Genomic DNA, 16,888 nt, shown 5'->3' with positions numbered 1-16,888 from the left:
AGGGGTTGCTGCGTACGAGATCCTCGGCGTCAGCCGCCGTGACCGGTGGGGGCGAGAAGACGCTCGAGCTCGTCCTCCTTCTCGGTGGGCACGACGAAGAGGAGCTCGTCGCCCTGCTCGAGAGGCTGCTCGGGGGTCGGTACGTAGACCTGGCCGTCACGCAGCAGCGTGACCAGCGCGCAGTTCTCCGGGAACGGCACCAGACCGGTCGGCTTGCCGACATAGGGCGAGTCGGCGGGCAGGGTGATCTCGACCAGGTTGGCCTGGCCCTGCCGGAAGGTGAACAGGCGGACCAGGTCGCCGACGGTGACGGCCTCCTCGACCAGCGCGGACATGATCCGCGGGGTGGAGACGTTGACGTCGACGCCCCAGGCCTCGGTGAAGAGCCACTCGTTGTTGGGGTGGTTGACCCGGCCCACGGTGCGCGGCACGCCGAACTCGGTCTTGGCCAGCAGCGAGCAGACCAGGTTGGCCTTGTCGTCACCGGTCGCGGCGATGACCACGTCGCAGTTGTCGAGCCTGGCCTCCTCGAGTGAGGAGAGCTCGCACGCGTCGGCGAGCAGCCACTCCGCGTCGGCGACCCGCTCGGGCTTGATCGAGCCCGGGTTCTTGTCGATGAGGAGCACCTCGTGGCCGTTGGTGATCAGCTCACGGGCGATGGACCGGCCGACGGCTCCGGCCCCGGCAATTGCGACGCGCATCAGTCTTCCTCGGGGCCGTTCTTGATCGTCTTGTACGCCTGCGTGGTGTTCTCCTCGCGCATGACGATGTGGAGCACGTCGCCCTCCTGGATCACGCTCTCGCGGACCGGGAGGACGCCCTCGCCGAGCCGGTCGATCCAGGCGATGCGGCTGCCGGACTGGCGCTGGAACTTGATCGTCCGCTCACCGACCCAGGACTCGGGCATGATCACCTGGTCGATGCGGATGTTGCCCGACATGTCGCGGAAGTCGGGCTCGGCGCCGGCCGGCAGGAGCCGGCGGAGCACCTGGTCGGCGGTCCACTTCACGGTCGCGACGGTGCTGATCCCGAGGCGCTGGTAGACCTCGGCGCGGCCGGGGTCGTAGATGCGGGCCACGACCTGCTGGATGCCGAACTCCTCACGCGCCACCCGGGCGGAGATGATGTTGGAGTTGTCACCGCTGGAGACCGCCGCGAACGCCTCGGCGCGCTTGATGCCGGCCTTGAGCAGCACCTCGCGGTCGAAGCCCATCCCGGCGACCTTGTCGCCGTTGAACCCTGGTCCGAGCCTCCGGAACGCATCGGAGTTCTGGTCGATGACCGAGACCGTGTGGTTACGGTCCTCGAGGCTCCTGGCCAGGGTCGAGCCGACGCGGCCACAGCCCATGATCACTACGTGCACCGTGTCATGATTGCACTCGCCCGGGCCGCGCGTCGCCTACGCCCTCGAAGTTGGCGTGTTCGGACGCGCGTGGCGATCCGGAAGCGCGCGGAAGCGGCGACGTGCCGTAGCGTCTGCGGTTGTGGGTGTTGGTGACGTATCGAAACGGCTCCTGATCGGCCGTAAGCTCCGTAGCTCGCAGTTGGGCGAGACACTGCTGCCGAAGCGCATCGCGCTCCCGGTGTTCGCGAGCGACCCGTTGTCGTCGGTGGCCTACTCGCCCGACGAGATCTTCCTGACCCTGGCGCTGGCCGGCGTGACCGCCTACACCTTCTCCTGGAAGATCGCGATCGTCGTCGGGTTCGTGATGCTGGCGGTGGTGCTGTCGTATCGCCAGAACGTGCAGGCCTACCAGAGCGGCGGAGGCGACTTCGAGGTCGCCGGAGCCAACCTGGGTGCGAAGCCGGCGCTGACGGTGGCCAGCGCGCTGCTGGTCGACTACGTACTGACGGTGGCGGTGTCGATCTCTTCGGCGGCGCAGTATCTCGCGACCACGGTCGACGTCGCTCGTGGCCACGAGGTGACGATCGCTATCGTCGCGGTCGTCTTCCTGGCCGCGATGAACCTCCGCGGGGTGCGCGAGTCCGGGACGGCCTTCGCGATCCCGACCTACATCTTCATCTTCTCGATGCTCGGCATGGTGGCCTGGGGACTCGGCCAGCACTTCCTCGGGGGCGGACTGGGCCGGGCAGAGAGCGCGGATCTCCAAGTCGTGGCCGAGCCCCAGTTCGCCGACGGTTTCGCCGGGGTCGCGGCGGCCTTCCTGCTGCTGCGCGCCTTCGCCTCCGGATGCGCGACACTCACCGGCGTCGAGGCGATCGCCAACGGCGTACCGGCTTTCCGTAAGCCCAAAGGCAAGAACGCCGCCACCACGCTCGCGCTGCTCGGCGCGATCGCGATCACGCTGGCGATGTCGATCGTGGCGCTCGCGAACATCATCCACGCCCAGGTCGTCGAAGACCCGGCACACCAGTTGCGTGGCCCCAACGGGGAGCAGTTGGTGGACTACCACCAGGCGCCGCTGGTCGGCCAGATCGCCCACGTGGTGTTCGACAACTTCCCGCCCGGATTCTTCGTCATCACGCTCTCCACCGGCCTGATCCTGGTGCTGGCGGCCAACACGGCGTTCAACGGCTTTCCGGTGCTCGCCTCGATCCTGGCCAAGGACGGCTACGCACCTCGCGCCTTCGCGGCGCGCGGCGACCGGCTCGCCTACAGCAACGGGATCGTGATCCTGGCGGGATTCTCGATCCTCCTGATCGTGGCCTTCAACGCCGAGGTCACGCGGCTGATCCAGCTCTACATCGTCGGCGTCTTCGTGGCGTTCACGATCGGTCAGACCGGCATGGTGCGCCACTGGTCGCGGCTGCTCCGGGACGAGCGGGACCCGGTGATCCGGGCGAAGATGCAGACCAGCCGGCTCATCAACGCCTTCGGGCTCTCGGTCACCGGCATCGTCTTGGTGGTCGTGCTGATCACCAAGTTCACCCACGGTGCCTGGATCTCGATCGTGGCGATGGCGATCGCGTTCCTGCTCATGACCGGGATCCGCCGCCACTACGACAACGTCGCGCTCGAGCTGGCGGCCGACGAGCGCGACCGAGTGCTGCCGACACGTGTCCACGCGATCGTCCTGGTCTCCAAGCTCCACAAGCCGACGCTGCGAGCGCTGGCCTTCGCTCAGGCGACCCGGCCCAACGCGCTCGAGGCCGTGACGGTCTCGACGACCGACTCCGACACTGCCGACCTGCTGAAGCAGTGGGACGAGCGCAACCTGCCGATGCCGCTGAAGGTGCTCCACTCGCCCTACCGCGAGCTGATCCGCCCGGTCGTTGAGTACGCCTCGGCGATCCGTGACGCCAACCCGCGTGGCGTCGTGGCCGTCTACATCCCCGAGTACGTCGTCGGCCGCTGGTGGGAGCAGTTCCTCCACAACCAGACGGCGCTGCGGCTCAAGGGCCGGCTGCTGTTCACCCCGGGAGTCATGGTCATCTCGGTGCCCTACCAGCTCGCCTCCGGCAAGGAGCGCGCCGAGGAGCTGCGCGAGGAATACTGGCTCGCGCCCGGCCTGCGCCGCGGAAGCGACGGACGACGATGAGCCGTCCTCAGCGTCCCGCGCCCCGCGGACGGCGACCGCGTCCGAAGGCGTCGAAGGGCGAGTCGTACGTCGGGCGGCGCTTCGAGGTCGAGGTCGGCCCGGTCGCCCACGGCGGACACTTCGTGGCCCGCGTCCAGATCGAGGACGCTTCCCGCGTGGTCTTCGTACGCCACGCCCTGCCCGGTGAGCAGGTGCTCGTCGAGATCACCGAGGGAACCGCCGGTGACCGGTTCTGGCGCGGTGACGCTGTCTCGGTCGTCTCGGCCGCACCGGAACGGGTAGTTCCGCCATGCCCCTACGCCGGCCCGGGCCTCTGCGGCGGCTGCGACTTCCAGCACGTCTCCCTCTCCGCCCAGCGCGAGCTGAAGGCGACGGTGCTGCGCGAGCAGCTGGTCCGCCTGGGTGGCCTGGCCGCCGAGGACCCGCTGGTCGCCGATCTGGCTGTCGAGGCCGTCCCGGGCGACGAGGACGGGCTGCGCTGGCGGACCCGGCAGCGCTACACGACAGCTCCGGGTGGCGGCCGAGGCATGCGGAAGTACCGCTCGCACGACGTCATCCCCGTCGACGACTGCTTGATCGCCACCGTCGACGCCCGCGAGCCGGGTGCCGGGACGGTCGTGGAGCAGGTCGCCGTCGGGGGAGCGGAACACTCCTTCGAGGTCTCCGCCGACGGCTTCTGGCAGGTCCACCCGGGTGCGCCCTCGACCCTGGTCTCCGCGGTGCTGTCCGCCCTCTCACCGGCCCCGGGCGACACCGTCCTGGACCTCTACGCCGGCGTCGGCCTCTTCTCCGCCTTCCTCGCCGACCGGGTCGGTCCCGCCGGCCGTGTGGTCGCCGTCGAGGGCGACCCGACCGCCTCAGCGCTCTCGGTGGGCAACGTCCCCACCGCCGAGATCAGCGCCGGCGACGTCGCCACCGTGCTGGGCCGTCTCGAGGACGGTCCCTTCGACCTCGTCGTCCTCGACCCGCCCCGTGAGGGCGCCCGCCGGAAGGTCGTCGAGGCCGTCGTCGCCCGGGAGCCCAGCAAGGTCGCCTACGTCGCCTGCGACCCCGCCGCACTGGCCCGTGACGTAGCGATCTTCGCCGAGCACGGCTACCGGCTGCGCTCGCTGCGCGCCTTCGACCTGTTCCCGATGACGCACCACGTGGAGTGCGTGGCGCTTCTTGAGAGAATCTGATCTCAACTGTGGTGACGCCTCAAGTTGCTAGGTCATGGCCGCGCGTAGCGATCGCGTTCTCGATGATCGTGATGGGGTCGTAGGCCAGGAGCTCCGCTCTGAGCGCTGCGACGGTTGCGGCATAGCTCGGATCCCGAACGAGCCTGTGGACCGCCTTACGGATCGCCGCCGGCTTCGGTCGCTCGCTGCGCAGGTCGATTCCCAGACCGTTGTGGCCGATCCGGGCGTTGATGTCGTTCTTGCCCTCGCGCTTGCCAGCGCACACGACGGGGACGCCGTGCAGGAACGCAGAGAGATTGCTGCCGAAACCACCGCTGGTGACGAAGACGTCGACGTGTGGGAACAGGTCGTCGTAGTTGATGAAGTCGGTGACAACGACGTTCGGCTGGGAGAACCGCGTGCGAAGCTCCTCGGTGCGAGCTCCGGCGGTGGTGGCCACCACGACGTACTCGGAGTCCTTGAACGCCTCGATGGTGGGGACGATCAGCTTGTCCGGATCGGTGTTGTCAACCGTGCCTTGAGATACAGCGACCACTTTGGTCGCAGGGTCGGTGACCACGTCCGGCATCGGGCTGGAGGAGCTCAGCGCACGGCGGGCCGGGACGAGGGGGCCGACGTACTCGGCGTTGGCGAGCGGTTCGTAACCCGGAAACTCCAGCCCAGGGGAGCCGTTCAGGAACACCCGGCGCGTCCTGAGCATCGGTTCGTGCGGGAAGCCATCGCGTCGGATGGGCGCGATGTCGTGCCTGGCCAAGATGTCGTTGTAGTGAGTCGTGCCGGCCTTCATCGCACCGGCCAACATTCTGCGCACGATCGCGTGATGCACCCGGCCCACGGGTGTGCGCGCGGGACGCAGTCCGAAGAACGGTGGAGGGCCCTTCTCGTCAGGCATCACCATGGTCAGGCCCACGGCGAACACCGGCAGACGCAGCGACTCGGCGACGAGCTGCTCGGCGTAGAGAGCGCCGTCGCAGAGCAGCGCCTCGAACGGCCACTCGCCCATGATCGCGACGATGTCCTGGAAGTGGTTCTCGACCTGGCTCACGAAGAACTTGTCCAGCTCGAACGAGATCAGCTTGGGGCCGCTGAGCTGCGCCCGCTCGGGATACAGGTCACCGAGGTTGCCAGCCATGACCTCGGTGGCCGCCCGATAGGGAAACCACTGCATGCCGAGTCGGTCCAGCCTGGCGCCGTATGTCGGACCGGCGTACCAGCGGACGTCGTGCCCCCGCTCCGCGAGCCGCACCGCGACCCCGGTCAAAGGGTTGAAGTGCCCGTCTGCGGGCATCGATGCGCACAGGATCCTCATCCGCCGTCGCCTCTCACTATAGTATGACTATAGTGAGTTACCCTCGGGCGTATGTCTATGGCTTCCTCGACAAGAGCGGACCGAGCGCTGGTCACTCGTCGTCGCATGGTCCGCGCCGCCTACGACCTGTTCTGCGACAACGGGTATCTCGGCACCACCATCTCCGCGATCGCCAAGGAGGCTGGGGTTGCCGTTCCGACCATCTACTACACCTTCGGGACCAAGGCGGTACTGCTCAGTGAGGCGCTGGGGGCGGCGATCGTGGGATTCGATCGATGGCGCCCGCCGCCGGCGGATCCACAGATCGACGAGCTCCTGCCGTGGAACCACTGGTGGGAAGAGTTCGAGTCGTCTCCGACCTCGGACGCCGCCTTCGACACCTTCTTCTCCCACGGTGTCGGGATCCTCGAGCGCGCAGCGCCCCTTGTCGCCACGCTGCACGGTGCCAGTGGTGACCCGGAAGCAGCCGAAGTGTTGAGAACCAGCGAGGAACGACGTCTCGGTGCTTACCGGGAGTCGGTCCGAATCATCGCCGCCAAGCCGGGTGGCTTGCGCCCCGGGCTCACGGTGGCCAAGGCGACCGACATCCTTCTTGTGCTGTTCAGTGCCGAGCTCTACCAGTCCGTCCGGACCGGCCGGGGATGGTCGGCCGAACGAACCGAGTCATTCCTCTACCAACTGCTCACCACACAGCTGCTCGCCGCGTGATTCGCCGCTGGCGCGGGTACGCAAGATTGAGGATGATTCCGGGCCCGCGCTGCAGGTTAATTGCTAGTAGAAAGCAGCGAATCAAAATCCGAGAGTGCCGGGCCCATGTGTCGGCGACTCGGTTCCTGTGGCGCAAACGCCATCTAATCGCCAGGCCCCGATGCAGGTCCGATGTGGGTAGTGAAGGTGCTCGCGTATCCGAATGGCCACGAGCTGCCAGAGCCCCTCGACGAGGGATGAGTAATGAGTGAGAAGACGATCGAAGAGCCTGGCGTGGTGGCGGAGCCCGAAGATGAGCGCAACCCGGACGACCTGGCCGGTGACTACGTGGACGACGTCTTCGTAGCCGAAGAGGACAAGGAGGGGTTCTAGATGTCCTTTTTCCTGGTGCCTGCGCTCGTGACGCTGCGCGATGAGGTGAACACCCGGTTCTCGCACCGCGACAAGGCCAGTGACGGCTGGATCGGGGACCCGTCGCACCAAGCCCGGAAGTCCTCCCACAACCCTGACTGGGCGAACGGAGGCGCTGTGCGTGCGATCGACGTCGACGTCGACGACAAGGACCCGACTGCTGACCTGCGTCTGATGGTCGTCGAGGCCGCCCGTCACGACAAGCGTGTCTGGTACGTCATCAGCAACGGGGTCATCTACTCCCGCACCTATGGGTTCGTGCCCCGCAAGTACAAGGGCAGCAACGGCCACTTCAAGCACGTTCACGTATCCGTGGTGGAGAACCCCGCGAAGTGGACCGACACCACCCGATGGCTCAGCTCGGAGCCGGTGTGGAAGTGGAACCCCGACGCGGTCTCCGACCTGGCGCTGGTGCAGAAACAGTTCCAGATCGCCGCCGGCGCGAGGAAGGGCGCCCGGAAGCGGTACCACGGTGTCGCGACGATCCAGAACGCTCTGAACGTCAGCTTTCTCCCGAAGGGCCAGAAGCTCGTTGTGGACGGCTGGGCCGGTCGGGCGACGGTGAATGCGTGGCGTGCCTTCGAGGCGAAGAAGGGCGGGACGGGTCGGGAGATCACGCCCGACCCGGTGTCCCTGAAGCATCTTCGGATCCTGGACCGGTTCCGTGGGCAGGAAGCGCAGTAGGCTCGCATTTCGTCACTTCCGAGATGCTCCCGAACTGAGCCTCACACCTGATATCGGTTGCGCGTCGCGCGCATCGGCGTTGAGATGCTCCCGTGAGCGATGACCTGTGGGGGACCGACCGGCTCGACCTGACGGCGTACCTGGAGCGGATCGGGGTGACCGAGCCACCCGGCCCGTCGCGGGAGGCGCTGGAGGAGATCTACGACGCCCACCTGCGCACCTTCACCTTCGACAACATCGACGTGCTGCTCGACCAGCACCCCGGCGTCGACCTGCCCGACGTGCAGGGGAAGTTCGTGGGCCGGGGGAGAGGCGGCTACTGCTTCGAGCACGGCACGCTGTTCGCGGCGGTGCTGGACCGGCTGGGCTTCGCCGTCGAGCGGCGGCTGGCGCGGGTGGGCCCCGACCCGACCGCGGCGGGACGTACGCATCTGGTGGTCGTCGTCGACCTGGACGGGGAGCGGCTGCTGGCCGACCCCGGGTTCGGGCTGAGCGTCTGGCGCCCGATCCCGATGGTCGACGGCGCGGTCGACGAGGTCCGGGGCATCACCCACCGGGTGCGCTGGGGTGAGCACGGCTGGGCGCTGGAGCGGGCCAAGGACGACGGCTGGGAGCTCATGCACACCCACGACGAGGCGCTGGTCGTGCCCAGCGACGTCGCGCTGGGCCACCACTACACCAGCACCCATCCGACGGTGCACTTCCGTCACCGGATGATCGTGACCAAGCTCCTCGAGGGTCGACACGTCAGCCTCACCCACAACACCGTCACCATCCGCCGCCAGGGCGAGGAGACCGAGCACCGCGAGATCGGTCTCGACGAGGTGATGGCCTACGTCGAAGAGCTCGAGGTGCCGCTCACCGACGACGAGCGGAGCCGCCTCGTTGAGCGGCTGAAGACGCTGGACTAGCGACTGGCCTCGTCGGTGATGATCCGCATCGCCATCGTCGGGTCCTCGGAGAGGTCGGTGATCAGCTGCCGGCGGTCCAGGACGGCCTCGTCCAGGTGAGGGCCGAGCGTGCCCAGCAGCTCACCGGTCGTGGTGGCCGGCATCGCGTTGAGCACGCGCGGACCACGGCGCCCGGAATAGGGCACCACGCGAGCCAGGGCTCCGGCCACCGACCGGGTCGCCTCCGCGAACGGTGTCGTGATCTGGTCGGTGATGGGACTGAGCCAGTCGGCGGCACGCTCGGCCTCCGCGAGGGAGGTGCGCGCCTTCAGGTCCGCGAGGCGTACGTCCTCCAGGGCCTGCTCCAGACGACGCTGCTCCAGGAAGGCGAGAGCGACGACGACGCCGGCGCCGAGCACACCGAGCAGCGCGAGGCTAGCGACCAGCATGGACCTTGACCTCCGCCACGACGCCCTCGTCGGCGAGCCGCTCGCGCAGCGACTCGGCGGCCTGGTCGTAGACCATCTTCGAGAGCAGCGCCGGCCGCACCTTGTGCAGCATCGTGGCCGCCTTGGTCTGGGCAGAAGCCAGCTCGAGCGGGTTCAGGATGCGGATGCTCAGCAGCCGGTCCTCGGGCGGAAGCTCGGCGTAGGCGGTGCGCGGGGCCGAGATGTCGGCCTGCTCCAGCCGCCACAGCAGACCGATGGTCTCGGCACGCAGCGCCTTGTTGGCGCGCCGCAGGCGCCACGCGACAGCGGCGGCGGCCACGGCGATCACCAGCGCCACGACGGCGATCAGGGTGCTCAAGGCTCTCCTCGAATCAATAGTGCCCGACGAGTAGCGGCCCGACGGGTGGCCCGGTCGGACCAATCATGGAGCATCCGAGGATCGCTGTCAGCGGCGGTGGTCACAACACGGCGCGCCGGGGTGATTCGAAATGTCGTTCGACATCATGTATCTTGATATCAAGAGATCGACGGCACGTCCGTCGGTAAAAGGTTAGGTGAGCCTTTGTTTTCCCGGCGTAGGTGGCCGGGGCAGGATGGGCCTCAAAGACTTGAATTCGTACGTCTGTAGACGCGAGCAAGGAGATGGACGCGTTGGCCAGCAAGGACAGCTTCGGTGCCAAGAGCACCCTGGACGTGGACGGTAAGTCCTACGAGATCTTCCGCCTGGATGCGGTCAAGGGTGAGGGCCTCGACGTCGCGTCGCTGCCCTTCTCGTTGAAGGTGCTGCTGGAGAACCTCCTGCGCACCGAGGACGGCGCGAACATCACCGCCGACGACATCAAGGCCCTGGCGGGCTGGGACGAGACCGCCGAGCCCGACAAGGAGATCCAGTACACGCCGGCGCGCGTGATCATGCAGGACTTCACCGGCGTGCCCTGCATCGTCGACCTGGCCACCCTGCGCGAGGCCGCGGCCGAGCTCGGCGGCGACCCGACCAAGATCAACCCGCTCTCGCCCGCCGAGATGGTCATCGACCACTCCGTGATCGCCGAGGTCTTCGGCACCCCGGAGGCCTTCGAGCGCAACGTCGAGATCGAGTACGAGCGCAACCGCGAGCGCTACCAGTTCCTGCGCTGGGGCCAGACCGCCTTCGAGGACTTCAAGGTCGTCCCGCCGGGCACCGGCATCGTCCACCAGGTCAACATCGAGCACCTGGCCCGCACCGTCTTCACCCGTGAGGTCGACGGCGAGCTGCAGGCCTACCCCGACACCTGCGTCGGCACCGACTCCCACACCACCATGGTCAACGGCCTGGGCGTCCTCGGCTTCGGCGTCGGCGGCATCGAGGCCGAGGCCGCGCTGCTGGGCCAGCCGGTCTCCATGCTGATCCCGCGCGTGGTCGGCTTCAAGCTCAACGGCGACCTGCCCGAGGGCTCGACCGCGACCGACCTGGTGCTCACCATCACCGAAATGCTGCGCAAGCACGGTGTGGTCGGCAAGTTCGTCGAGTTCTACGGCGACGGCGTGACCGCGCTGCCGCTGGCCAACCGCGCCACCATCGGCAACATGAGCCCGGAGTTCGGCTCCACCATCGCGATCTTCCCGGTCGACGAGGAGACCATCAACTACCTCAAGCTCACCGGCCGCTCCGAGGAGCAGCTGGCGCTGGTGGAGAAGTACGCCAAGGAGCAGGGCCTCTGGCACGACCCGGCCGCCGAGCCGCGCTTCTCGGAGAAGCTCGAGCTCGACCTCTCCACGGTCGTCCCCTCGATCGCCGGCCCGAAGCGCCCGCAGGACCGCGTCTCGCTCACCGACGCCAAGACCTCCTTCGAGGGTCACCTGCCGACGTACACCTCCAAGGCGACCGACGCGAAGATCCCGGTCACCCTGGCCGACGGTCAGCAGTTCGAGCTGGAGAACGGCGCGGTTACGATCGCCTCGATCACCTCCTGCACCAACACCTCCAACCCGTCGGTCATGATCGGCGCGGCGCTGCTGGCCAAGAAGGCCGTCGAGAAGGGCCTGACCCGCAAGCCGTGGGTCAAGACCACCCTCGCGCCGGGCTCGAAGGTCGTCACCGACTACTACGACAAGTCGGGCCTCACGCCCTACCTGGAGAAGGTCGGCTTCAACCTGGTCGGCTACGGCTGCGTGACCTGCATCGGCAACTCGGGCCCGATCATCCCCGAGGTCTCCGCCGCGGTGAACGAGCACGACCTCGCCGTCGTCTCGGTCCTCTCCGGCAACCGCAACTTCGAGGGTCGCATCAACCCCGATGTGAAGATGAACTACCTCGCGTCGCCGCCGCTGGTCATCGCCTACGCCCTGGCCGGCAACATGAACGTGAACCTGTTCGAGGACCCGCTGGGTCAGGACCAGGACGGCAACGACGTCTTCCTCAAGGACATCTGGCCGACCCCGGCCGAGGTCGAGGAGACCATCGCCACCGCGATCTCCTCCGACATGTTCACGAAGGACTACGCCGACGTCTTCGCGGGCGACGAGCGCTGGCAGAACCTGCCGACCCCGACCGGTGACACCTTCACCTGGGACGAGGAGTCGACCTACGTCCGCAAGGCGCCCTACTTCGACGGCATGGCCAAGGCTCCGGCCCCGGTCGCCGACATCGAGGGTGCGCGCGTGCTGCTGAAGCTGGGCGACTCGGTCACCACCGACCACATCAGCCCTGCGGGCAACATCAAGAAGGACTCGCCCGCCGGCAAGTACCTCATCGAGCACGGTGTCGAGCAGCGGGACTTCAACTCCTACGGCTCGCGCCGAGGCAACCACGAGATCATGATCCGCGGCACCTTCGCCAACATCCGGATCAAGAACCAGGTCGCCCCGGGCACCGAGGGTGGTTACACCCGCGACTTCACCCAGCCCGACGCTCCGGTCAGCTTCGTCTACGACGCGGCGCAGAACTACGCCGCGGCCGGCACCCCGCTGGTCGTCCTCGGTGGCAAGGAGTACGGTTCCGGCTCGTCTCGCGACTGGGCCGCCAAGGGCACCTCGCTGCTGGGCGTCAAGGCCGTCATCACCGAGTCGTTCGAGCGCATCCACCGCTCCAACCTGATCGGTATGGGCGTCATCCCGCTGCAGTTCCCCGCGGGCCAGAACGCCGACAGCCTCGGCCTGACCGGTGAGGAGACCTTCTCGATCTCCGGCATCACCGCGCTCAACGAGGGTGTCACCCCGAAGACGGTCAAGGTCACCACCGACACGGGCGTCGAGTTCGACGCGGTCGTCCGCATCGACACCCCCGGTGAGGCCAACTACTACCGCAACGGCGGCATCCTGCAGTACGTCCTGCGCAGCCTGGTCAACGCCTGAGCCTGACCTGACGAACGGCCCGGCACCCCGACTGGGGTGGCGGGCCGTTCTCCATGCCGAGCCGTCAGCCAGGTCGACCGAAGCGTCACGTACGTCGGTCGAGATGGCAGCGATGTGCCGTCTCGACCGACGTACGTGACGTCTCGACCGACGGGAGTGACACCTCGGCCTCAGGTCAGCGAGGCGATCCTGGCGCGGCTGTCCTCGTGGAGCGCGGCGAGGAGGGCATCGGAGGCCTCGCCGTGCTCGGCCGTGGCGGCGGCGATCTCCGCGACGGTCTCGTCGGGGAGCCCAGCGAGGATCGGGTCGACCACGGAGGGCTCGTCGATGAAGAGCGCGAGCTGGAGGATCTCGGCGCCCGAGGCGCCATCGACGACCTCGAGCGACGTCTCGGGGCGTACGACGCCGGTGAACCTGGCCAGGGTGAGCAGGTGTCCCTCGGACAGCAGGCGGCGGCCGACCTCGACGACGAGCGCGCTGTCGAGCTTGGCGATGATGCCCTCGACCCGGCTCGGGTCGAGGTGGACGGAGAGCTCGGCGAGGAACTCGGGCTTCAGATGGCCGGCGAGCTTCGCCGCGTCGGCCGGGTCCATCACCGCCGCGACCCGGGCGCTGAGCATGGGGCCCATCGCGATCTCGGTGATCTTCGCGGTGACGGCCGCCGGGAGCTTCTTGCTGACCGCGGCCAGCCCCTTCACCCGGGACTCGTGACGGCTGAACATCGCGTGCGAGACGATCCCGCGCAGGTCGCGGAGGTCGTCGGGCGAGGTGGTGGCGAACTCGGCGAGCTCGGCCTCGTCCACGTGCATCTCGTGGGCGAGCTTGGTGATCTCCAGCGCGCTGGTCAGGGCGGTCATCGGCTGCCTCCGAGCATCTTCTGGACGACCCCGCGCAGCATCTTCGGCACCAGCTTCAGCGCCTCGTCGAGGGAGGCATCGAAGGCCTTGTCCTCCGCGATCATCGCGCCCTGGGTCAGTTCGTTGAACCGGTCCAGCTGCTGGTCGTCGTACGCCTCCAGCGGCGCGAGCCGCGTGGCCGGCACGCCCAGCGTGGCAGCGAGCCGGTCGAGTCCCTCACTCATCGGTTCCTTCCCGCCGGCGGTGCACCTTCGGCCCCCGGCGGCGCCACTATATGCAGGCCGAGGTGGGGCGTGCCGGGTTTGGATAGTGTTTCGACATGCTTGTCGCCTTCTCGATCGCCCCGACGACCACCGACGACCCCGACGGCTCGGTGGCCGCGTCCGTCGCGGAGGCGATCCGCATCGTCCGCGAGTCCGGACTGCCCAACGAGACCAACGCCATGTTCACCAATCTGGAAGGTGAGTGGGACGAGGTCATGGGTGTCATCAAGCAGTGCGTCGACGCGGTCGCCACCGTCTCCCCGCGGGTCGGGCTGGTGCTCAAGGCCGATATCCGGCCCGGCTACACCGGCCAGCTCACCGCGAAGGTCGAGCGGATCGAGCAGGAGCTCTCCGGAGACTGACCGAGGCTAGAGACCGCGGGCCATCGCGTCCTGTCCGGTCTTGATGGCCTCCCGGATCCGGGAGTACGTCCCGCAGCGGCAGACGTTGCGGATCGCGTCGAGGTCGGCCTCGGTGATGGCGCGGCCCTCCTTGCGGACCTTGTTGACGAGGGCGACCGCGGCCATGATCTGGCCGGGCTGGCAGTAGCCGCACTGGGCGACGTCGTGCTCGAGCCAGGCCTCCTGCATCGGGTGCAGGCCGTCGCCCGGGGCGGTGTCGGCGAGGCCCTCGATGGTGGTGATCTCGTCGTCGGCGCCGATGTCGGCGACCCGCACCGAGCACGGGTTGAACGCCTTGCCGTTGATGTGCGACGTACAGGCCTTGCAGACGTTGATGCCGCAGCCGTACTTCGGACCGGTGACGCCGAGGACATCGCGCAGCACCCACAGGATGCGCACGTCGTCCTCGACGTCGACGGTGACGGTCTCGCCGTTGAGCTGGAAGGTGTGAGAAGGCATCGATGACCTCAGAACGTGTAGGCGAGGCCGTCGGTCGGCGACTCGGGGACGGACGGGATGAAGGACTTGGGCTTGAAGTGGAGCGGCTCGTGGAAGTTGATCGGGAACTCCGTCGGCACCTCGCCGGTCGCGCGGGCGTAGGCGCAGGCGACGGCGGCCATCGAGGCGGCCACACCGGCCTCACCGACACCGCCCGGCTGGCTGCCGTGCGACTCCATCACCTCGCACTCGAACTCGAACGGCGTGTTCCACTGCCGGGTGTAGGCCGAGTTGTCCCAGCTGGCCTCCAGGAACTGACCGTCGACCAGGTGGTTGCTGTAGGTCAGCGCCTGGCACATGCCGTCGGAGAAACCACCCATCATCTGGGCCTTCACACCGGCGGGGTTGATCACCAGGCCGACGTCGGCGACCACGATGGCCTTGGTGACCCGCGGCCCGGTGACCGCGTCGCGGATCTCGCGGTTGACCGTCTCGGGGCGGCAGTCGATCTCGACGAGGACGGCGGTGGCGCCCTTGTACTCCTTGTGGACGGCGATGCCCTGCGCCGTGCCGGCGGGCATCGAGCGGCCCCAGTCGCCGAGCTCGGCGGCACGATCGAGGACCCGCTTGACGTTGTCGCTCTTGAGGTACCTGCGCCGGAAAGCGACCGGGTCCTGCTTCAGCTTCTTGGCCAGCTGGTCGACCATCAGCTCGCTGGCGGTGGCGACGTCGGGGGAGTAGATGTTGCGCACCGAGCTGGTGTTGAACCGGTCGACCGCGGGCTTCGGCTCGTTGAGCAGCTGGGTCACCACACCGAAGTTGTAGGGCAGTTCCTGGCTGAGCAGGAAGATCGACTCCGAGAAGGTCAGGTTCGACAGGCCGGTCGGCAGCGCGGCCGCCTCGGCGGTCAGCCGCTCGCCGAGCCCATGGGTGAAGTCACAGGCCACGCTGGCGTGGCGCTGCTCGAAGGTGAGGATGCTGCCGGCCAGTACGGTCGCCCGGATCTGGGAGACCGCCATCGGGTGCACCCGGCCCTGGCGCGGCTCGTCGGCGCGGTGCCACATCAGCTTGACCGGCGCGCCGAACGCCTTGGAGGCGTGGGCAGCCTCGACGGCGGCGTCGCTGAACAGCTTGCGCCCGAAGGAGCCGCCGCCCTGGACCACGTTGACCGTCACGCTGTTCTGCGGGAGGCCGAGTGCCTTGGCGATCCTGCCCTGGGCGTCGATCGGCGACTTCAGACCTCCCCAGACGGTGGCCTTGTCGTCGCGTACGTCGGCGACGGCGCAGTTGGGCTCGAGGGCCGAGCCGCTGCGGAAGTGGAAGGTGAACTCACCGTCGACCGAGGTCGCCCCGATCTTCGGCACCGCCAGCGGGATCTGCCCGGCCTTGAGCTCCGCCTTGATGTGCTTGGCCGACATCGTGGTCACGGTGCCGGAGTTCCAGGTCACGTCCAGCGCGCGTACGGCGTCGATGCACTGTCCGAAGGTCTTGGCCCGGACCGCGACGCCGGTGGGGATGATCGCGACGTGGGTGACGCCCGGCATCGTCTCCACGTCGCCCTTGTTGTTGATCGACTCCGGCGTGCCGTTGAGCTCGGGTGCCCGGCAGACCATCGTGGGCAGCGCGTTGGGGATGTCGAGGTCCATCGCGAACTTCTTCTTGCCGGTGACGGCGGCGCGTGCGTCGATGCGCCGATGGGGCTTGCCGACGATGGTGTGATCGGAGGTCTCCTTGAGCTCGACCTCGACCTTCTCGGTCGTGGGCGCTGCCGCCTTGGCGGCCGCCTCGCCGTACGTCACCGAGGAACCACCGGGGACGCTGATCACGCCGCCCTTGGCGACCAGCTGGGCGACCGTCGTCCCGAGCAGGATGGCGCCGGCCTCGAGCAGTGCCTTGCGGGCGATGGCGGCGGCGACCCGGACCGGGGTGTAGACCGAGATGATCGTGTTGGAGCCACCGGTCAGCTGGTTGAAGAGCAGCTCGGGACGGGCCGGGGCCAGGGTGACGTGTACGTGGTCGACCGGGAGCTCGAGCTCCTCGGCGATCAGCATGGCCACGGCTGTGGTGATGCCCTGGCCGACCTCCATCCGCGGCAGCGCGAAGTGGGCGTGCCCCTTCTCGTCGACCTCGATGGCGATCAGGTTCGACGTCGGCATCGCGCAATGGGTGAGGAAGTCGTTGAGGTCATAGACCTCGGGGACCTGTGGCACCGACGGGATCGGTGCGGCGTGGGCGGCCGATGGAGCCAGGCCCAGGTCTGCGGCTGCGATCAGCGTGGTGCCGCCGATGACGTATCCGACGAACGATCGTCTGGAGACCCGAGCAGGGCCTTCCGGGTTGTGCGTCCCCATGTGTAATCACTCCTGGCGTGGGCAGGGTCCGAGTTTTGTGACCCCCGACACATAGCACCATTCACCAGCCAGATCTCGGTTGGGAAGGGCGCGTCGGGAAATGTGTGAGGGCGCGA

Annotated in this window: 17 protein-coding genes; 8 read left to right on the top strand and 9 right to left on the bottom strand. The window is 68.0% G+C overall.

The window, feature by feature from the left end:
- Positions 1-29: 29 nt before the first annotated feature.
- Both ABTW65_RS04180 and ABTW65_RS04175 read right to left on the bottom strand, forming a co-directional pair.
- The gene (locus tag ABTW65_RS04180; RefSeq protein WP_091041412.1) at positions 30-701 is read right to left on the bottom strand and encodes a potassium channel family protein; all 672 of its coding nucleotides are present in this window, start codon (positions 699-701) and stop codon (positions 30-32) included.
- Positions 701-1,363 (bottom strand): potassium channel family protein, encoded by a 663-nt coding sequence (locus ABTW65_RS04175; RefSeq protein ID WP_350658680.1) that lies wholly within the window; start codon positions 1,361-1,363, stop codon positions 701-703. Before ABTW65_RS04175 ends, ABTW65_RS04180 begins: the two co-directional genes overlap by 1 nt.
- A gap of 121 nt (positions 1,364-1,484) precedes the next feature.
- Here ABTW65_RS04175 and ABTW65_RS04170 point away from each other — a divergent pair, with 121 nt between their 5' ends.
- Entirely contained in the window at positions 1,485-3,500 is a 2,016-nt protein-coding gene (locus ABTW65_RS04170; RefSeq protein WP_502890544.1) for an APC family permease, read from the top strand.
- Positions 3,497-4,678 (top strand): class I SAM-dependent RNA methyltransferase, encoded by a 1,182-nt coding sequence (locus tag ABTW65_RS04165; protein ID WP_350658678.1) that lies wholly within the window; start codon positions 3,497-3,499, stop codon positions 4,676-4,678. The genes ABTW65_RS04170 and ABTW65_RS04165 overlap by 4 nt, the downstream gene beginning before the upstream one ends.
- Positions 4,679-4,697: 19 nt before the next feature.
- Here ABTW65_RS04165 and ABTW65_RS04160 read toward each other — a convergent pair whose 3' ends face one another.
- Entirely contained in the window at positions 4,698-5,966 is a 1,269-nt protein-coding gene (locus ABTW65_RS04160; protein WP_350658677.1) for a glycosyltransferase, read from the bottom strand.
- Between the two features lie 72 nt (positions 5,967-6,038).
- Between ABTW65_RS04160 and ABTW65_RS04155 the strand changes: the two genes are divergently transcribed.
- From ABTW65_RS04155 to ABTW65_RS04140, 4 genes are all read left to right on the top strand, one after another.
- Positions 6,039-6,695 carry a TetR/AcrR family transcriptional regulator gene (locus ABTW65_RS04155; RefSeq protein ID WP_350658676.1) on the top strand — a complete coding sequence of 219 codons (657 nt, stop codon included), beginning with the start codon at positions 6,039-6,041 and terminating at the stop codon, positions 6,693-6,695.
- A 243-nt stretch (positions 6,696-6,938) separates the two neighbouring features.
- Positions 6,939-7,067: a hypothetical protein gene (locus ABTW65_RS04150; RefSeq protein ID WP_350658675.1), complete on the top strand. Its 129-nt coding sequence runs from the start codon at positions 6,939-6,941 to the stop codon at positions 7,065-7,067.
- Positions 7,068-7,790 (top strand): hypothetical protein, encoded by a 723-nt coding sequence (locus ABTW65_RS04145; protein WP_350658674.1) that lies wholly within the window; start codon positions 7,068-7,070, stop codon positions 7,788-7,790.
- Between the two features lie 92 nt (positions 7,791-7,882).
- Complete coding sequence (locus ABTW65_RS04140; RefSeq protein WP_350658673.1) at positions 7,883-8,701, top strand: arylamine N-acetyltransferase family protein; 819 nt, start codon at positions 7,883-7,885, stop codon at positions 8,699-8,701.
- On the opposite strand, the gene ABTW65_RS04135 is transcribed toward ABTW65_RS04140, so the two are convergent.
- Positions 8,698-9,129, bottom strand: coding sequence for a hypothetical protein (locus ABTW65_RS04135; RefSeq protein WP_350658672.1), 432 nt, complete (start codon positions 9,127-9,129; stop codon positions 8,698-8,700). The two genes, ABTW65_RS04140 and ABTW65_RS04135, sit on opposite strands and share 4 nt — an antisense overlap.
- Complete coding sequence (locus ABTW65_RS04130; protein ID WP_141804792.1) at positions 9,116-9,487, bottom strand: hypothetical protein; 372 nt, start codon at positions 9,485-9,487, stop codon at positions 9,116-9,118. Before ABTW65_RS04130 ends, ABTW65_RS04135 begins: the two co-directional genes overlap by 14 nt.
- A 284-nt stretch (positions 9,488-9,771) precedes the next feature.
- Between ABTW65_RS04130 and acnA the strand changes: the two genes are divergently transcribed.
- Positions 9,772-12,462: an aconitate hydratase AcnA gene (gene acnA, locus ABTW65_RS04125; RefSeq protein WP_350658671.1), complete on the top strand. Its 2,691-nt coding sequence runs from the start codon at positions 9,772-9,774 to the stop codon at positions 12,460-12,462.
- A gap of 170 nt (positions 12,463-12,632) precedes the next feature.
- On the opposite strand, the gene ABTW65_RS04120 is transcribed toward acnA, so the two are convergent.
- Entirely contained in the window at positions 12,633-13,319 is a 687-nt protein-coding gene (locus ABTW65_RS04120; protein ID WP_350658670.1) for a hypothetical protein, read from the bottom strand.
- On the bottom strand, positions 13,316-13,543 hold the full coding sequence (locus tag ABTW65_RS04115) for a hypothetical protein (protein WP_350658669.1): 228 nt from the start codon (positions 13,541-13,543) through the stop codon (positions 13,316-13,318). Before ABTW65_RS04115 ends, ABTW65_RS04120 begins: the two co-directional genes overlap by 4 nt.
- Positions 13,544-13,638: 95 nt before the next feature.
- Here ABTW65_RS04115 and ABTW65_RS04110 point away from each other — a divergent pair, with 95 nt between their 5' ends.
- Complete coding sequence (locus ABTW65_RS04110) at positions 13,639-13,944, top strand: thiamine-binding protein (RefSeq protein WP_350658668.1); 306 nt, start codon at positions 13,639-13,641, stop codon at positions 13,942-13,944.
- Between the two features lie 6 nt (positions 13,945-13,950).
- On the opposite strand, the gene ABTW65_RS04105 is transcribed toward ABTW65_RS04110, so the two are convergent.
- Together ABTW65_RS04105 and ABTW65_RS04100 are read right to left on the bottom strand one after the other, a co-directional pair.
- On the bottom strand, positions 13,951-14,442 hold the full coding sequence (locus ABTW65_RS04105) for a (2Fe-2S)-binding protein (protein WP_350658667.1): 492 nt from the start codon (positions 14,440-14,442) through the stop codon (positions 13,951-13,953).
- An 8-nt stretch (positions 14,443-14,450) separates the two neighbouring features.
- Positions 14,451-16,772, bottom strand: a complete 2,322-nt coding sequence (locus ABTW65_RS04100) for a molybdopterin cofactor-binding domain-containing protein (protein ID WP_350658666.1) — start codon at positions 16,770-16,772, stop codon at positions 14,451-14,453.
- Between the last annotated feature and the right edge of the window lie 116 nt (positions 16,773-16,888).

It is taken from the genome of Nocardioides sp. NPDC127503 (assembly GCF_040302165.1).
Lineage (GTDB): Bacteria > Actinomycetota > Actinomycetes > Propionibacteriales > Nocardioidaceae > Nocardioides.
Note: the sequence above shows the minus strand (reverse complement) of the source record. Positions and strands in the feature narration are given on the sequence as shown.